Origin of the sequence: Neobacillus sp. 204, assembly GCF_046562815.1 — a bacterium.
GTDB lineage: Bacteria > Bacillota > Bacilli > Bacillales > Cytobacillaceae > Neobacillus.
In genome coordinates this window covers 1-15,437 of record NZ_JBJORY010000015.1, presented here as the reverse complement: position 1 = coordinate 15,437, position 15,437 = coordinate 1, and the positions used below count along the sequence as shown (strand labels likewise).

Sequence of the window (15,437 nt, the reverse complement as noted above, 5' to 3'; positions counted from 1 at the left end):
AATTATTTATAAAGGGAAAAAAATCAATCTACTATTTCCAATTTGGACAACAAAAAAAAAGCTGAAACTCAGAAAGTCTATAATAGACATGAGTCAGCTTTCATTACTTGCTATAAACAACTATGCTTAGATAAGACAGCGCATAGGCGATATCTTATTTCTTTACGAGAATAATGTCTGTTTTCTCCTTATATTTTTCAAATTCTACGCTATCTTCTTCATTCGTAATAATTTTTGTCTGCTCTAATTTCGCAAACTTAGAAAAAGAAACTTCTCCAAATTTTGTATGATCTGCTAATATAAAAGACTCACGTGCCAAAGAAATTGCTTTTTCTTTCATTTGCGCCTCCATCGGATCTGGGGTAGTTAATTCTAAATCATAATGAATGGCGTTGGCCCCTATGAAACACTTATCAAATCTGTATTTTTTTATACTTTCATAAGCATGAGGCCCAACAGACGCTTTCGTATTCTTTTTAATAAATCCACCAATAAAATATGTACATATATCATTTTCAAGTAATGCTTCTAAATGATCAATTCCATTTGTTACTACAACGATATCTTTTTGTTTAATATGTTTTATCATCTGATATGTTGTTGTGCCGGCATCGATATATACACAATCACCGTCCAATATAAGACCTGCTGCATATTTGGCTATAATAGCTTTCTCCTCAAGATTCTGAGTGATTTTTTTAAACACACTTGGTTCATCTCGTTTTTTATGCAAAAGTGAAGCTCCACCATGAACGCGCTTTAGGTAGTTCTGCTTTTCTAATTGATCTAAATCACGGCGCAGGGTAGATTCAGATGTATTTGTTAATTCAACTAACTCTTGAACCATAACATTCTCTTTTTCTTTTAGTAGCTTCAAAATTATTTGATGTCGTTCTGAAATAAGCAAGATTTCTTCTCCTTAAAAATAGAGGTAATTAAAGATGAAAATTACAAGAACTCTGGTTAACAAATTTACAGTTCTCTTTCTAGATGCTTCTATTATAAAACACCAACAAAAAAAATGGTGGAAATAGTAGGCATGCAAGCATGAATCCATTATCTTTTTTTCACTACCACAGAATGATAACTGTTAAACAACTTCAATGATAAATTCTTGGTGAATTCTTGTGCCTCATGAATAAATGCTGTTACCGCAGGGCTTGTATACTCTGTTGAACGGACCTCAATCCCTAAATTTTGGTATACTTGCGGGCTTAAATAAGAAGCAGTGATCTTGGACAAGGTGGAGGGGATGGCTAGCTCCGGAAGAATCGTATTTCCGACCCCTTCTTGAACCATTGCGATGATGGTAGCGATATCACTGACTTCAAATTGAATATTCGGTGAGAAACCTTGTTCCTTAAAAATCGCCCGGATGACATGACCACATTCTTTTAGCATGATGAGAGGTTCACTGGCTATATCCTTTACTTCGATCGATGATTGATGACTCAGTGGATGGGCCTCTGGTACAAAAACGATCATTTTATCCTGCAGTAAAGGAAAAAATTCGAATTCATGCTTTTCTTCCGTGACCACGGCCACATCCACGACTGACATTTTAAGCCAATTTCTAACCTCTTCATAATTCCCCTCATAAAGCACTACCTCTACTCCGGGAAACCGTTTTTTAAAGGAGCTGATCATTCCTGGCAGTAGTTTGGCTGACATGCCCGAAATGCTGCCGATTCTAATCGTCCCTGTTTCAAGTCCCGTGATTCCGGATGCCTCATTGATGATCTTTGTTTTAATCATGATTAAATCTCTAACTAAGCTCGCGATGCGTTCGCCGACTTTCGTCAAACTGACTCCAGTCCTGTGCCGATTTAATAATTTTATATTTAGCGCTGATTCCAATGCTGCTACCGCTTGACTAACTGCCGATTGTGAGAGGCCGATTTGCTCACCAGCTTTTGTAAAACTTTTTGTTTCTACTACCTTTAAGAAAACCTCTAATTGAAATAGAGTCATAGGATCCCTCATTTCTATACATTAGTTTTTACTTATGTATAATATTCAAAGTATTAATTTTACTTATATCATGACTCATCATATACTACAATCAAAGACGAACAGAAAGGTGAGATTGTTCATGAGCATTTTACAGGCAGATGGTCAGGAAATTCTAAAGGAAATTCAATCAAGCAAGTCGGTACTAGTCGATTGCTGGGCCGCATGGTGCCCTCCTTGCAGGTTGATAGGAGCCGTGTTAGAGGAAATTGATCTAGAATTTGATTTAAAAATTGTAAAGGTTAATGCCGATGAAAATGTCGATTTTATAAGTGAGTATCAAGTATTAGGAATACCTACATTATTGCTATTTCAGAATGGCCTGCTTGTGGGGAGGACATCTGGTTTTCAACCTAAGGCTGTGCTTGTCGAGACCTTAACAAAACATGGATTGATAGAATAAATGATGCTTTTAATCTCTTTCCAACTTAATAGTTGTTTGCAATCGAAAAATTATCACGAAACTCGAGATTTTCAAATACTGTTAGGATGAAATTATAAACAGCCCCTATCAAAGTTGTTATGTCATTACACACAAAAAGGTTCACAACTTCGTGAACCTTTTTATTGTCTTCTTTTGGTTTCTACTTTTTCAGTTTAAAAGTTTAATAAACTCTTTCATAAATCCAGGTAGATCTGGCCATGCATGCCCTGAAACGAGATTGCCCTGAACATGGAGAGGATTCTCAATATAGGTCGCCCCAGCTGCTTCCAAATCTGGCTTGCAGGCGATATAGGCGGTCAGCTCTCGACCATCCAAATATTGGCGAACGGTTGTTAACACCTGGCCTGCATGGCAAATTGCCGCAACAGGTTTATTTGCTTCAAAGAAATGGGCGACAATCCTTGGAACATTTTCATTTAAGCGAATGTATTCCGGAGCCCTTCCCCCAGGAATAATTAGCCCGTCAAATTCTTCCGGATTTACATCTTCAAAAGCTAACTGTGCTTCAATTAAGTATCCTTTTCTTTCCGTATAAGTATCCCATCCAATGAAGTCATGGACTACTGTTTGCAGTTTCTTTTTTGATGGTGCAGCTATTTGTACATTGTAGCCTTCTTCAAGACAGCGAAAATATGGATAATAAATTTCCAACGCCTCTACAGCATCTCCAGCAATGATTAATACTTTTTTTGACACCTTAACTACTCCCTCTCTTAAAAAATTAGGCTGTTGCCAATATTTATATATTCTAATTTCTTCCTATAATTTCCTTTAATCTAAAAATAAATAATGTTGTTTATGTTGACAAGAAAAAGAATAGTTCGATAGAGTTTTAGTTAAAGGATGACAATGCAGCAATTAATTGATTAGAAAATAAAATGATGGAATAGGGGGAAATGAAAATGAAATCAGTTACGGTTTATCATTATGATGCATTTAGTACAGAACCCAATAAAGGGAATCCTGCAGGAGTCGTGTTAAATGGTGACCGACTGACGGAAAAGCAAATGCAGGAGGTTGCCTATTAAGCAGGATTTAATGAAACAGCTTTTCTATTGGATTCAAGTACAGCTGACCTTAGAATACGTTATTTCACCCCCGGCCATGAAATGAACCTATGTGGCCACGGTACAATGGCTGCTATCTATGCCTTAAAAAGGAATGGAACCATCCCTCAAAAAGAAAACTTAACCATTGAGACACTTGCAGGAAATCTGCCCATAAAGATTTCAAGTGAAGATAATCGGATCACTATGAAACAGGCTTCACCTCAGTTTGCAGAATTTAATGGATCAGTGGAGGCTTTGGCTGACTCCATTGGGCTGGTAAAAGAGGAGATTGACGATGCTTTACCAATCCTCTATGGCAGTACAGGTATCTGGACTCTATTAATTCCAATAAAAAAACTCGAATCTTTTAAAAAAATGAGACCGAACAACCCATTATTCCCTTCTATTGTAAAGGAAATGCCAAAAGCATCTATTCATCCCTTTTGCTTAGATACCTATGATATTGATGCCCATATGCACGCACGGCACTTTTCGTCCCCTTTTTCTGGAACCATCGAGGATCCCGTAACCGGTACAGCTTCAGGCGTAATGGGAGCGTATTATGCAAAATACATAAAAAGCGATTTTGAAAAAACTCTCCATCTTTTAGTAGAACAAGGTCAGGAAATAAATAAGGATGGCAGGGTCATGGTGCATGTCACGAAAAATTACGATCAATATGAAATAGAGATTACAGGAAATGCCGTATACGTAAAAGAGTTTGAAGTGCTTTTATAGACAAGAAAGCCGCAGTGTCAGGAGTTGGCTCCCTAACTGCGGCTTAAGTGATGTTTAATGTATTTCAATTCTTTTTTGTTCAATTTTAGGAATGCTAATAAAATTCTCCTTTTCGGCTTTTACATTTGAATCCAGGCAATCCTGCCTCGATACCATAATAGTCTCCGCAACAAAACACTCAAGTTATTGCATCGGATTGGCAAAATCATTAATCCAAATTTGAACTTGGTCATTTTCGTGAATTTCCCCTGGCCTTTCTACTGCACAGACGATCCCCCGTCGCTTATAACCCGCACGCACAAAACGGAAAGATAACTTCTCATGGTTTTCATAATGCTTTTGGATTTCATCCCCAGGTAACGTACAAGGCTGGTTTTCACCCATACATATTAATCCTGCACCACTTGGAAAAAGGAGCCGTGATCCCATGGTAAGCTTGGTTAATTCCGGAAATCCTTTTACCAAGATATTTGCTCCTAACCACTCTGGAAGCACCGAGTCGACCCCTAATTCTTCTGCAATCCTGTCTAGTTCTTCCTCAGAAACGATCGTTATTTGGCGCCGGTTTAATATCTCTGTTCCTCTTGGATACATCGGCTGTCTTGAATCTGCTTTACTAGTTACACCAAAATGGCGATCTCCACGAATCCCGCCAAATTCAAGATTCGCTTCTGAAATTCTTCTAGTCACAAATGTCATTGGGTCATCTGCAATTAATACCGCGTTTATGCTTGCCCATACTTTTTCCAATAATAAGACCCCTTTCCACATAAAAATTTCCAAATATTCCTTAATCTATAAATAATACCACACACCCATCCTGCACTCAGGGCTTCTTCGTTAATTTGTTTTATGGTATGATTATTTAATTGTTTACCTATCCTATTACACATTTTCATTCATCTAAGAAAAGAGGTATTTATGCAAGACACTGTATTATCTAAGCAACATTGGTTTCTCATCTTAACACTTACATTACTAACATTTGTTCTCGGGACAAGCGAGTTTGTTATCGTCGGGATCTTAACTGATATTTCCTCGAATCTTCATATCACAAATGCAAAAGCAGGTACTCTTGTTTCTGCCTTTGCCATTACTTTTGCCATAGCTACACCACTCGTTATGTCAGCAACAAGCCATTTTCCAAAGCGCAAATGGATGTTGTTTTTGATAGGATCGTTCATCATCCTGAATGCTTTGTGCGTGATATCGACTAGCTACATCATGCTCCTTTCCCTTCGGATGATAACCGCAATTGTAACAGGTGTTTTAATCTCACTTGCGATGATTGTTGCCAGTGAAACGATACCAATCACAAAACGTGGAATTGCTATATCATGCGTTTTTGGTGGGTTTACTCTCGCCAACGTGATTGGCGTACCCATTGGAACGGTCATCGCTAAATGGTACGACTGGCATGCAACCTTCCTATTAACAACTTTTCTGGGTGGAGTTGCATTTTTGGCATCTATCTTGAATTTGCCTAAAAAGCTCAGTCAATACCGTAGTTCGATGCGTGATCAATTTTCTTTGTTGACACACCCACGAATACTAATGGCTTTTTTCATTCCATCTCTTGGATTTGGAGCCACGTATGCCGTTTTTACTTATCTTGTTCCCATCCTAAAGCAAATGGAAGCACCCAGTAGTTCCATTAGTTTAATCTTGTTTGGCTACGGATTTATTTCGATTTTTAGCAACATACTCGCTGGAAAAATTGCCAGCCACAATGCAATTGGACGCCTTCGGTTTGTTTTCCTTGTCCAAGCTTTTGTTCTGGTCAGTTTATATTGGACATCCAATCACTTTATCTTTGGATTGATTAACATTGGCATGATGTCATTAATGGCCATCCTTTTAACAACATCTACCCAGCTTTATTTGATAGACCTTGCCAGTATTTATCAACCAAAAGCAACCGGACTCGCGGCTTCATTGATGCCAGTCGCCAGTAATGTGGGGATCGCCTTTGGCTCCGCATTAGGAGGCATTGTTTACCATCAAGGACCTTTGATGAATGTAACACTTGTTGGTGGGTTCATTGCTATCTTTGCAAGTCTTCTAACTTTCCTAAGTCATCGATTAGACCGACAACAAATGAAACTATCATTGTAATACCTTGCTCTTATATAGATTCATTACGGTTCACCGTAACCAATTTAACAGAAATGATTTTCATTAAATATCTTGTCGATGAATAAATATTCTAATTTTTAATAGCCACGTATAGTGTTCATTGTTAAGAACTTTTGAAAACTAAATAAACACCAAAAAGGTTTGATACTCTTATTGAGCATTAAACCTTTTTTATTAGACGGAATTTTGTACCTATGGTAATTGAATGAGTTAGGGCGGAAGATATGGTTGACCTAAATGCATAGAAGCCCTATTTAATTACGCGTAGTTTACAACCTGAAAATCAGGAAACACCTATTCAGTTTGGCGAAACTGATATATTGACTAACCATTTATTTTATAGGCGTAATCACTTTTCATATCCTACACTTTCCTATTCAAACTATTGGCTGCCTATAAATGGATTGGTCACATACCCCAAGAGTTCTTTCCATGCTAGAAATTGTAAAATTGCCTTCAAAATCATTAAAAGTTGTCCTAGAATGTTCAGGCGACAAGCGTAAACTTTTGAACCTAAAGTATTTGGAGAACAATGGGAAAAGGGTGTATTAGCCAAGGCTATTGGAAAGGCGTTCCTTTACACACTTTACTTCAACTTGCTGGCATAGTAGGCGGGACAAAAGAAGTTGTCGTAGAAGGAGACGATTATGGAGAAAGAACTGACTTAGATAAGGTTTATAGCTTCGCTAGGAGTCTGCCAATTGAAAAAGCACTTCACCCTGATACCCTTGTTGCTTATGAATATAATGGTCAGTCCATTCCATTTAAGCATGGTTATCACTGAGGTTAATAGTTCCTCAATGGTATGCAATGGCCTCAGTTAAATGGATCAAACAAATAAGTATTATAGGTTCTAATTTTATCGGACCCTTTCAATCAATAGATTATGCATATTACCCAAATCAAGGGAATGACTATGATGCTTTTCCTGTCACAGTTTAAGTACAATATTTCACAAATATGTGTAATAAGAAGAAGGAGACCATCATGCTAGATAATTATAGAAAGTTCTGAAATGAAATAAGCTAAACCTAGCAAGAGTATTTTCAGGAACTATATAAGCATAAAATGCAAAGCATCCAAATGAACCAGTTTGGATGCTTTTTGTCTACAATCTGAGACGAACACTATAAGATGTTCATTGAGAGTAATTATTTATCAGTTGCTGTATTACCCATTGAAATCGAAATTCTATTCCAATTGTTTATTTGATTGATTATTAGAACAAGGTCAACATATTGTCTCTCGTCATAATGTTCACGTACTCGTTGATAAAGTTCATCGGGTACACGTTTTGTCGGGATTAAAGTTACATACTCTGTCAACTCAAGAGCTACTTTTTCTGCATCTGTGTAAAATGTGCACTCTCTCCAAGCACTAATACAATATAAACGTTGTTCCGTTTCTCCCATTTTTCTAGCATCAGCTGTATGCATGTTAAGACAATATGCACAACCATTTATTTGAGAAGCCCGAATTTTTATAAGTTCACGAAGTTTACGGTCTATACCTGTAGTTTTCGTATACTTCTCCATTTCCATCATTATTTTAAGTGCTTCTGGTGCTACATTGTAATAATCAATTCGTTGTTCCATTTAAATTCCCCCTAAAAAAGTTTATTCAATAAAAAATTGAATTGAAGATAGTAATCTAATGATCACCTAAATTCATAATGAATTTAGGTGATCATTACAGACTGACATAATCGGCGATTAACTAAGTCTACAATATATGATATAATTATTTTTGTCAAATGAATATGATTTACCAAAAAGAGTTTTCTTTTATTTGACTAACACTCTAAATACTCATAAGATACAATTTGATAACCCTTAAATTAAAAGCAGGTGAGTTTATATGCAGTATAGTGTCGGAGTTGAATATGCTTTACATTGTCTGGTTTATTTAATTGATGCTCCTTCCAAGGAAAGTATTGGGATAAAGGATTTGGCAGAATTCCAAGGACTTTCTGAGACATTTCTTTCAAAAGTTTTCGGTAAATTATCTAAGGCTGGTATTGTAAATTCTGTCCCTGGCGTAAAGGGAGGATATAGGTTATCTAAGTCCCCAGAAGATATTTCCTTTTGGGAGGTAGTTGAAGCAGTTGAAGGTCCTAAGCCTATCTTTCAATGTAAAAATATTAAAGATAATGGTTATTTGTATAGAGAAAACTGCTGTTCAGCTCCCTCCTCTTGCACCATCAATTTAGTTATGCTTTCTGCGGAAGAAAAAATGCGTGATTACTTGCGTAGTAAAACACTTTCATGGTTAAACGAAGAACTTGATCGTGTCATACCCAAACAAATACGTGAAGATACTCGGAAATATTTTTCAAATAGCAACGTATAAAGCAAACCTCTAGTGAAATTGCTTAAATAATAGCAATTTAGAGATGTGTTTTGGTTCAAAAAAAACGTAACTTTCGACTGCCTATTGATAACTCGACCAATCCTCAACAAACTTGTAACTATAGCTCTAAGAAAAGGTCACCTTGATCGCAGCAGGTTCGATTGCTTTCTTCAACAATCCTGCCCCTTTAGTGCAATAAAAAAAGCTGTCTAAATGACAGCTTTATCTGGAATTCAAGCACCCGGTAGTTGAAGAACAGAAAAATTAAATTCTAATTAAAACTCTGATTGGGGATTTTTTACTTTCATAATCGATTTTTCGACTATATACTGATACCCATAAATAATAATTGCTAATGACACGCATATAAAATACCATATAGTATGATTCAACTTTTTAAATTTAAATACTCCTACCTTTTCCCATATTTGAGCAAATGGATAAGCACAAATAGCATCTATTATCATATTTGCAATTAAATATTTGAAAAAATTCCCGTATGTTAGTTTAAATGCCCATAGTGTGGCTACAAAAAAAGGACCTAATATATATGTAAAATCTACAAAACCGGGAGATAAAGGATTTTTATTTACCCACCATTTTTTCTTATTAGCAATTACACTTAACACACTTATGAATAAATTAACAAAACTTGCTACAGGTAAAAACCTAAAAATTGATTTTTTCCCCATGAAAGGAACAGTTAGCCAAGGAACGATTAACATCGCTAAAGCGAATGTCTTTTTCTTAACCATATAAATCAACTTCCTTCTGATTTGATTTTTATAACATTCCTTTAACTAAATCTTATTATTATTTTTTCTTGGTAAACTATCCTGCTTCGTTAGCTTAAGTACATTTATTCACAATGTTTATTTCATCTTAACATAAATATCCAATTGTATTTAGACTTAACATACAGTCTAATCATTTTTTTGTAAGAAGATTTGCATATCAAAATGTGGGTTAAATTGTAGGGGTAAACAGACAGTGTATCCTTACAATTTGGTGTGCAATTTACTATACAAAGTTTAGTGTAATTTCTGCAAAAATCACTTTACATCAATAAAAAATAAGTGCCAAATTTATATACAATTTGGCACTCATTTTAATTTACATTTTGAATGTTTGCGATAGGTAACGGAACCCGTTAGGATTTTTTCACCTGCTTTTATAGTATGAATAGACCGGATTCAAGCAGAATCCGGTCTATTATCATTTCGACATACTTCGAGTGGTGACAGGCACCAGGCGTTGGCGGTTGCCATACTGCACCAGAATTGTCCCTAAAATAACCGTTAAAGCACCTATACCGGCTTCCCAAGAAAGAGATTCATGATAAAACATACCACCTAGTACCATTGCAATGAGAGGAGAAATAAAAAGCCAGGTAGACGGAAAAACAGGGTTGGTCCTCGAGACCAGCCAGTAAAAGAGAGTATGACCAATCATTGAGCCAAAAACGATTAAATAAAGAAACGAGCCTATAGATGCGGGACTAGTCAAGCTAGTAAACTGTATATTTTCTGTAAACAACGACAAAAGAATGAGTAAGATTCCCCCATACATCATTTGAGCTGCATTTAATGCAATGGGGGAATCTGATTCAAACTTTTCCATCACATGTTTGGAATAAATAGCCCCAGAAGCATAAAATACCTCACCAATAACAATCAAGAGACACCCTATTAACCAATACCGTTCCCCCTGAAGAGTAAAGCTTGGCAAAATAAGAAGAGCAACTCCCACAATACCTACAAGGCATCCAATAAAGGAAATTTGATTCACTTTCTTCTTCAATAGGGTCGTTTGGATCAATAAAATCATCATTGGACCAGTAGCCGATAGCACAGCGGCAGCACCAGACGTCACATATTGTTCAGCCCAATATAAAGTTGCAAACGTCCCAAAGGTTAAACCAATCCCTGTAATTAGCATTTCCTTACGAAATAACAAACCAATCGTTGTTTTTTTTCGCAAGACCATGAACCCAAATAGAATAAAACCAGCAATAAAAAACCGAAGACCAGCGGAGAAAAAGGGTGGAATTCCTGCATCTATCCCTATTTTTATTGCTAAAAAGGTCGTACCAAAAATCAAACACATGAACAAAAAACCAATCATCACCATTAACAATTCCTCCTTTTTAATCCATTATAGGAGATTGAGGATAGAACAGATTATCACCAATAGAACAGTTCAAAAAGGTATCGTGGTACAATCAAGGAGAAATGGGGGAAAGACATGACCAACGGTGATTATCTATTTAAACAAGTATATGATTATGTTTTACACGGGATCGAACGCAATGAGTGGCAGGAGGAGGATAAGCTTCCCTCTGTAAGAAAATTAGCTGAGGAAATGAATGTTCATCGTTTAACAGTTTTAAAAGCCTATCAGTTGCTTAAACAACAAAATAGAGTATATGTCAAAGATAAATCAGGTTACTATGTTCAATTAAATGGAAGAGCGAAATTTGAAAATCTAGATAGTCCGCTTATTTCAGTCTACACACAAAAAAATCACTTATCCGAGATTCATCAAGTTCCGGTTTCCTATAATTTTTCACAGGCGTTAATTGACCCCAGCCTTTTGCCTAATCTCTTTTTATCGGATTATGTAAAAAAAGTGTTTGATCTCTATCCCAAAGTGCTGGCAACCTACTCGACCGTTCAAGGTGACGTGGAGTTGCGTGAAGTCCTGTGTGAATATTTTATTGACCAGTATAAAACGATTACGACCGCGGATAACCTGTTAATCACAACTGGTTCTCAGCAAGCGATTCACCTTATTGCTCAAGCTTTTGTTAAATCAAGAGACACCATATTAATGGAACAGCCAAGCTATAGCGCCGCCATTGATACCTTTAGAGCACAAGGGGCAACTATTGTAACCGTGGACATCCACCCTGACGGTTACGATTTAGAGCAGGTTGAATTTATGATGAAGAAATACAAGCCTCGACTCTTTTATATGAATCCGACCTTCCATAATCCAACTGGATACACAGTTCCGGCCGCACAAAGAAAACAATTAGTTCAATTAGCTGAGCAATATCGATGTCTCTTAATCGAAGATGATGCCTATCACGACATCTATTTTGATCAGGAGCCGCCGCCTCCCTTTTACACGTATGACACAACTGGAATCGTGATTTATGTAAAGAGCTTTTGCAAATATATCTCACCTGGTCTTCGAGTTGCGGCAGTGATTGCACAATCACCAATCATGAAACCGCTCCTAGTGGTGAAATCCCTAGCCGATAACGGGTCTCCACTCCTGAATCAAAAAATTTTCCTTCATTACTTTTTATCACCTAGACTGCAACAACACGTTGAAAAACTACGAATTGCCTTACAAATAAGAAAGGAAATCATGGAGGAAGAACTAGCTGAAACAGATTGGCACTGGACCAGCCCAGAAGGAGGCTTGAACTTATGGGTTCAGCTTCCCAACTATCTATCGACAGATGAATTATTAGGTAAGTCCCTAAAGCAATCAATCTCCATTGTTCCCGGTCGTGTTTGTGATCCTTTAAATCGGCCATCCTCATGGGTGCGCTTAAGCTATTCCTATGCTAATGAAGAACAAATCCGTAAAGGAATAAGGAAATTTATCAATTTAGTAGATGGAAACCATGAGACCCGTTCTTGTGATAAAGTCAAAGAAACATAATAGACAAAAATGCGAACAGTGCTTTTCACTGTTCGCATTTTCTTATAACTATGGATTATGTTGGTGCCTGACACCACACCATTTCTTACTACTTCATCCAGTTCGGTTTTCCAAATCCTTCAAACTGTTCATCAATGACTTTTTCAAAGTCATCAGATTCGACAACGGCTTTAATATCTTTGGCAAGCTGGGAATCTTTATTTTCTGTTTTAACTGCAACAATGTTGCGGTATGGGTCAAGCATATTTTCAAGTGCAAGTGCATCGAGCAAACTCATTTTAGCAGCCAACGCGAAGTTTCCAGGCACTGCAGCTATATCGACACTGTCTACAGAACGAGGAAGCTGACCCGCTTCAATCGGTTGGAATTTCAAATGTTTCTTATTTTCAACAATATCCTTCTCTGACACAGTTATTGGATCTGCACTTTCATTGAAAGTAATCAAGCCTTCATCACGAAGTGTATTTAAGGCACGAGCCGCATTCGTCGGGTCATTCGGAAGTGTAACCGTTGCTCCATCTTTTACTTCATCCAATGATTTGAATTTCTTTGAATAGAGCCCCATTGGTGCCGTTGGGACTGAAATCAACGCGGATAACTTCAGATTATTTTCCTTCGCAAAACTTTTAAGGTAAATGGAGTTTTGAAAGAGGTTCGCTTGAATATCGCCATTATCCAAGGCCATATCTGGCTGAATATAGTCGCTAAATTCCACGATTTCTACTTTGTAGCCCTTTTTTTCTAAACCAGGTACAATCGCTGTTTTCAACATATCACTATACGGTCCAGCCGTAGCCCCGATTTTAACTTCCTTTGATTTTGCACTTGCCTTATCGTTACTTTCTGAACTCCCCCCACAAGCCGCTAAAGCTCCTACTACTGAAAGTAAAACAATTGCTAAAAACCATTTTTTCATGACATTTTCCCTCTCTCTTATTATCTTTTATCGACAACTTTGGCGATGAAATCACCAAGCAGCTGAACAAACTGAACTAAAATAATTAATATGACGACTGTAGCTATCATGATGGTATTATCATAGCGGTAATACCCGAAGCGAATGGCTAAATCGCCAATTCCACCGCCGCCAACTGTACCAGCCATCGCCGAAAAACCAATCAAACTAATAAGTGTTAAGGTAATCCCTGAGATAATCCCCGATCTTGCTTCAAGGAGCAGGACATCTTTAATGATCATTGTTGGAGTAGCACCCGCAGCAATTGCCGCTTCGATGACGCCTTTATCAATTTCTCTTAAAGCCGTCTCAACAATCCTAGCAAAGAAGGGTATCGCCGCAACGGAAAGTGAAACACTCGCAGCTGATGGCCCAATCGTTGTTCCAACTAGAAATTTGGTTAATGGAATTAGTGCAACCAATAAAATAATAAAAGGAATCGACCGGACTAAATTAACAACAAAGCCCATGCAAAGCTGGATCATGCGATTTTGCATAAACAATCCTTTGTCAGTGACGTATAATAGAATCCCTACCGGCAGGCCAATAAAAATCGCAATCACTAACGAGATCAGGATCATATAAATGGTTTGTACAAAAGCTGTATTAATATCTGGAATTAGCTCGATAAGATGCTGAAAATCAAAGCCCATCACGTAACACCTCCACTTGCGCTGCCCGGTTCTCGATATATTGAAGTGCCGTTTTCACTTCGTCCTTCTGACCTTTCAGTTCCATAATAAAAATGCCAAGCGGCAATTCTTGAATATATTCAATGGATCCATGAAGGAAGTTGCCTTTTACGCTAAATTGCTGCAGCATATCGGAAATGACCCCCTCACCAGCAACTTTCCCCTTGAAGATCACCTTGATAATTGGTCCTTCACAAGCAGTTAAAATAGACTTTGGAACATCGAAGGAAACAACACTTTCAATAAACTCCTGGGTAAGCCCAGCCTGCGGGCTGGCAAAGAGATCATACACTGCTCCCTCTTCAATCACCTTTCCATTTTGCATAATGGCCATTCGGTGGCATATTTCTTTGACAACATTCATCTCATGGGTAATTAAAACAATGGTAATGCCCAGCTCTTTGTTGATTTTTTTCAATAAAGTTAAAATCGACTTAGTTGTGGTTGGATCTAGAGCCGATGTCGCTTCATCACATAAAAGCACCGTCGGATTATTTGCTAGCGCCCGTGCGATCCCAACCCGTTGTTTTTGTCCGCCACTCAGTTGCGAAGGATAAACGTCTCTTTTATCCGCAAGCCCCACCGTTTCAAGCAATTCTTCCACTCGTTCTTTGATTCCGCTCTTTGGATAGTTGGCAGCTTTCAAGGAAAAGGCAATATTCTCAAAGACTGTTTTTTGACTGATTAAGTAAAAATGTTGAAAAATCATGCCTATTTTTAACCGTGCCAATCGCAGCTTCTCACCTTTCAATTGAGTAAGATCAATTCCATCAACCGTAATGCTTCCTGAAGTAGGCCGCTCTAATAGGTTAATACAGCGCAAGAGCGAACTTTTGCCGGCACCTGAATAGCCGACAATCCCATAAATCTCGCCTTTTTGAATAGTTAGCGAAACTTCATCGACCCCTTTTACCGTGCCATTTTTCGTTTGATAAACCTTTGTAAGATTACGAATTTCAATCATATGATGACCTCTTTTTTTAAATACAAGATTTTAGAATACAAAAATGCCCCTTTCAAACTGAAAGAGGCATCGAAATACAAATGGTTAAATTTCGACTTATCTTTCAGAATGAACATCATTCTGCTGGAATTGGCACCTTCCCAATCAGGGGGTTGCCGGACGTCATAGGGCCTAGTCCCTCGGTCACTCTCGATAAGTTTTATGTGTTTATTAAGATATTTTAGATAATACTAATCTAATTTTATCTTGTCAATCATCAGAAAATAGTATCTTGCTATAAAAGAACGCTTTCATCCCTACAAAATCAATCTATTTAGTAGGTATTAAAAAATTTACAGATAACTTTGAACTTATGGAATTTAATATTAAAATAATTTCCACTTGTTGCGAATAATCTAACACTAGGAAATTTAACCTATTCAAA

Annotated in this window: 16 protein-coding genes, 1 pseudogene and 1 riboswitch; of the genes and pseudogenes, 7 read left to right on the top strand and 10 right to left on the bottom strand. The window is 37.3% G+C overall.

Annotated elements, in window-relative coordinates; genetic code table 11:
- Positions 1 to 154: 154 nt before the first annotated feature.
- Positions 155 to 907, bottom strand: coding sequence for a DeoR/GlpR family DNA-binding transcription regulator (locus tag ACJ004_RS24615; RefSeq protein WP_410895778.1), 753 nt, complete (start codon positions 905 to 907; stop codon positions 155 to 157).
- A gap of 149 nt (positions 908 to 1,056) precedes the next feature.
- Positions 1,057 to 1,971 carry a LysR family transcriptional regulator gene (locus ACJ004_RS24610; RefSeq protein WP_410895777.1) on the bottom strand — a complete coding sequence of 305 codons (915 nt, stop codon included), beginning with the start codon at positions 1,969 to 1,971 and terminating at the stop codon, positions 1,057 to 1,059.
- A gap of 121 nt (positions 1,972 to 2,092) precedes the next feature.
- Here ACJ004_RS24610 and ACJ004_RS24605 point away from each other — a divergent pair, with 121 nt between their 5' ends.
- Complete coding sequence (locus tag ACJ004_RS24605; RefSeq protein ID WP_410895776.1) at positions 2,093 to 2,413, top strand: thioredoxin family protein; 321 nt, start codon at positions 2,093 to 2,095, stop codon at positions 2,411 to 2,413.
- 189 nt (positions 2,414 to 2,602) lie between these two features.
- On the opposite strand, the gene ACJ004_RS24600 is transcribed toward ACJ004_RS24605, so the two are convergent.
- Positions 2,603 to 3,151, bottom strand: coding sequence for a DJ-1/PfpI family protein (locus ACJ004_RS24600; protein ID WP_410895775.1), 549 nt, complete (start codon positions 3,149 to 3,151; stop codon positions 2,603 to 2,605).
- Between the two features lie 206 nt (positions 3,152 to 3,357).
- On the opposite strand from ACJ004_RS24600, the pseudogene ACJ004_RS24595 reads away from it, so the two are divergent.
- A pseudogene (locus ACJ004_RS24595) lies at positions 3,358 to 4,242 on the top strand (PhzF family phenazine biosynthesis isomerase).
- Between the two features lie 183 nt (positions 4,243 to 4,425).
- Here ACJ004_RS24595 and ACJ004_RS24590 read toward each other — a convergent pair.
- Complete coding sequence (locus tag ACJ004_RS24590) at positions 4,426 to 5,013, bottom strand: MOSC domain-containing protein (RefSeq protein WP_410895841.1); 588 nt, start codon at positions 5,011 to 5,013, stop codon at positions 4,426 to 4,428.
- Positions 5,014 to 5,163: 150 nt separating this feature from the next.
- On the opposite strand from ACJ004_RS24590, the gene ACJ004_RS24585 reads away from it, so the two are divergent.
- The 3 genes from ACJ004_RS24585 (at position 5,164) to ACJ004_RS24575 (ending at position 7,320) form a co-directional block, all read left to right on the top strand.
- Positions 5,164 to 6,357, top strand: coding sequence for an MFS transporter (locus ACJ004_RS24585; protein ID WP_410895774.1), 1,194 nt, complete (start codon positions 5,164 to 5,166; stop codon positions 6,355 to 6,357).
- Between the two features lie 553 nt (positions 6,358 to 6,910).
- Entirely contained in the window at positions 6,911 to 7,162 is a 252-nt protein-coding gene (locus ACJ004_RS24580) for a molybdopterin-dependent oxidoreductase (protein WP_410895773.1), read from the top strand.
- Positions 7,163 to 7,188: 26 nt separating this feature from the next.
- The gene (locus ACJ004_RS24575; RefSeq protein ID WP_410895772.1) at positions 7,189 to 7,320 is read left to right on the top strand and encodes a hypothetical protein; all 132 of its coding nucleotides are present in this window, start codon (positions 7,189 to 7,191) and stop codon (positions 7,318 to 7,320) included.
- Between the two features lie 209 nt (positions 7,321 to 7,529).
- Here the strand turns inward: ACJ004_RS24575 and ACJ004_RS24570 are convergent, their stop codons facing one another.
- Positions 7,530 to 7,973 carry a carboxymuconolactone decarboxylase family protein gene (locus ACJ004_RS24570; RefSeq protein ID WP_410895771.1) on the bottom strand — a complete coding sequence of 148 codons (444 nt, stop codon included), beginning with the start codon at positions 7,971 to 7,973 and terminating at the stop codon, positions 7,530 to 7,532.
- 262 nt (positions 7,974 to 8,235) lie between these two features.
- On the opposite strand from ACJ004_RS24570, the gene ACJ004_RS24565 reads away from it, so the two are divergent.
- A complete protein-coding gene (locus ACJ004_RS24565) occupies positions 8,236 to 8,727 on the top strand; it encodes an RrF2 family transcriptional regulator (RefSeq protein ID WP_410895770.1) in 492 nt (163 codons plus the stop codon).
- 275 nt (positions 8,728 to 9,002) lie between these two features.
- Here the strand turns inward: ACJ004_RS24565 and ACJ004_RS24560 are convergent, their stop codons facing one another.
- Both ACJ004_RS24560 and ACJ004_RS24555 read right to left on the bottom strand, forming a co-directional pair.
- Positions 9,003 to 9,482 carry a hypothetical protein gene (locus ACJ004_RS24560; protein ID WP_410895769.1) on the bottom strand — a complete coding sequence of 160 codons (480 nt, stop codon included), beginning with the start codon at positions 9,480 to 9,482 and terminating at the stop codon, positions 9,003 to 9,005.
- A 460-nt stretch (positions 9,483 to 9,942) separates the two neighbouring features.
- The gene (locus ACJ004_RS24555; protein WP_410895768.1) at positions 9,943 to 10,857 is read right to left on the bottom strand and encodes a DMT family transporter; all 915 of its coding nucleotides are present in this window, start codon (positions 10,855 to 10,857) and stop codon (positions 9,943 to 9,945) included.
- Between the two features lie 114 nt (positions 10,858 to 10,971).
- On the opposite strand from ACJ004_RS24555, the gene ACJ004_RS24550 reads away from it, so the two are divergent.
- Positions 10,972 to 12,402 (top strand): aminotransferase-like domain-containing protein, encoded by a 1,431-nt coding sequence (locus ACJ004_RS24550; protein ID WP_410895767.1) that lies wholly within the window; start codon positions 10,972 to 10,974, stop codon positions 12,400 to 12,402.
- An 88-nt stretch (positions 12,403 to 12,490) separates the two neighbouring features.
- On the opposite strand, the gene ACJ004_RS24545 is transcribed toward ACJ004_RS24550, so the two are convergent.
- The 3 genes from ACJ004_RS24545 to ACJ004_RS24535 are packed head-to-tail and all read right to left on the bottom strand — an operon-like array spanning position 12,491 to position 15,013.
- Entirely contained in the window at positions 12,491 to 13,318 is an 828-nt protein-coding gene (locus ACJ004_RS24545; protein ID WP_410895766.1) for a MetQ/NlpA family ABC transporter substrate-binding protein, read from the bottom strand.
- A 20-nt stretch (positions 13,319 to 13,338) separates the two neighbouring features.
- On the bottom strand, positions 13,339 to 14,010 hold the full coding sequence (locus ACJ004_RS24540; protein ID WP_410895765.1) for a methionine ABC transporter permease: 672 nt from the start codon (positions 14,008 to 14,010) through the stop codon (positions 13,339 to 13,341).
- Complete coding sequence (locus ACJ004_RS24535; RefSeq protein ID WP_410895764.1) at positions 14,000 to 15,013, bottom strand: methionine ABC transporter ATP-binding protein; 1,014 nt, start codon at positions 15,011 to 15,013, stop codon at positions 14,000 to 14,002. Before ACJ004_RS24535 ends, ACJ004_RS24540 begins: the two co-directional genes overlap by 11 nt.
- Before the next feature lie 93 nt (positions 15,014 to 15,106).
- A riboswitch (SAM riboswitch) is annotated at positions 15,107 to 15,212 on the bottom strand.
- Positions 15,213 to 15,437 lie beyond the last annotated feature (225 nt).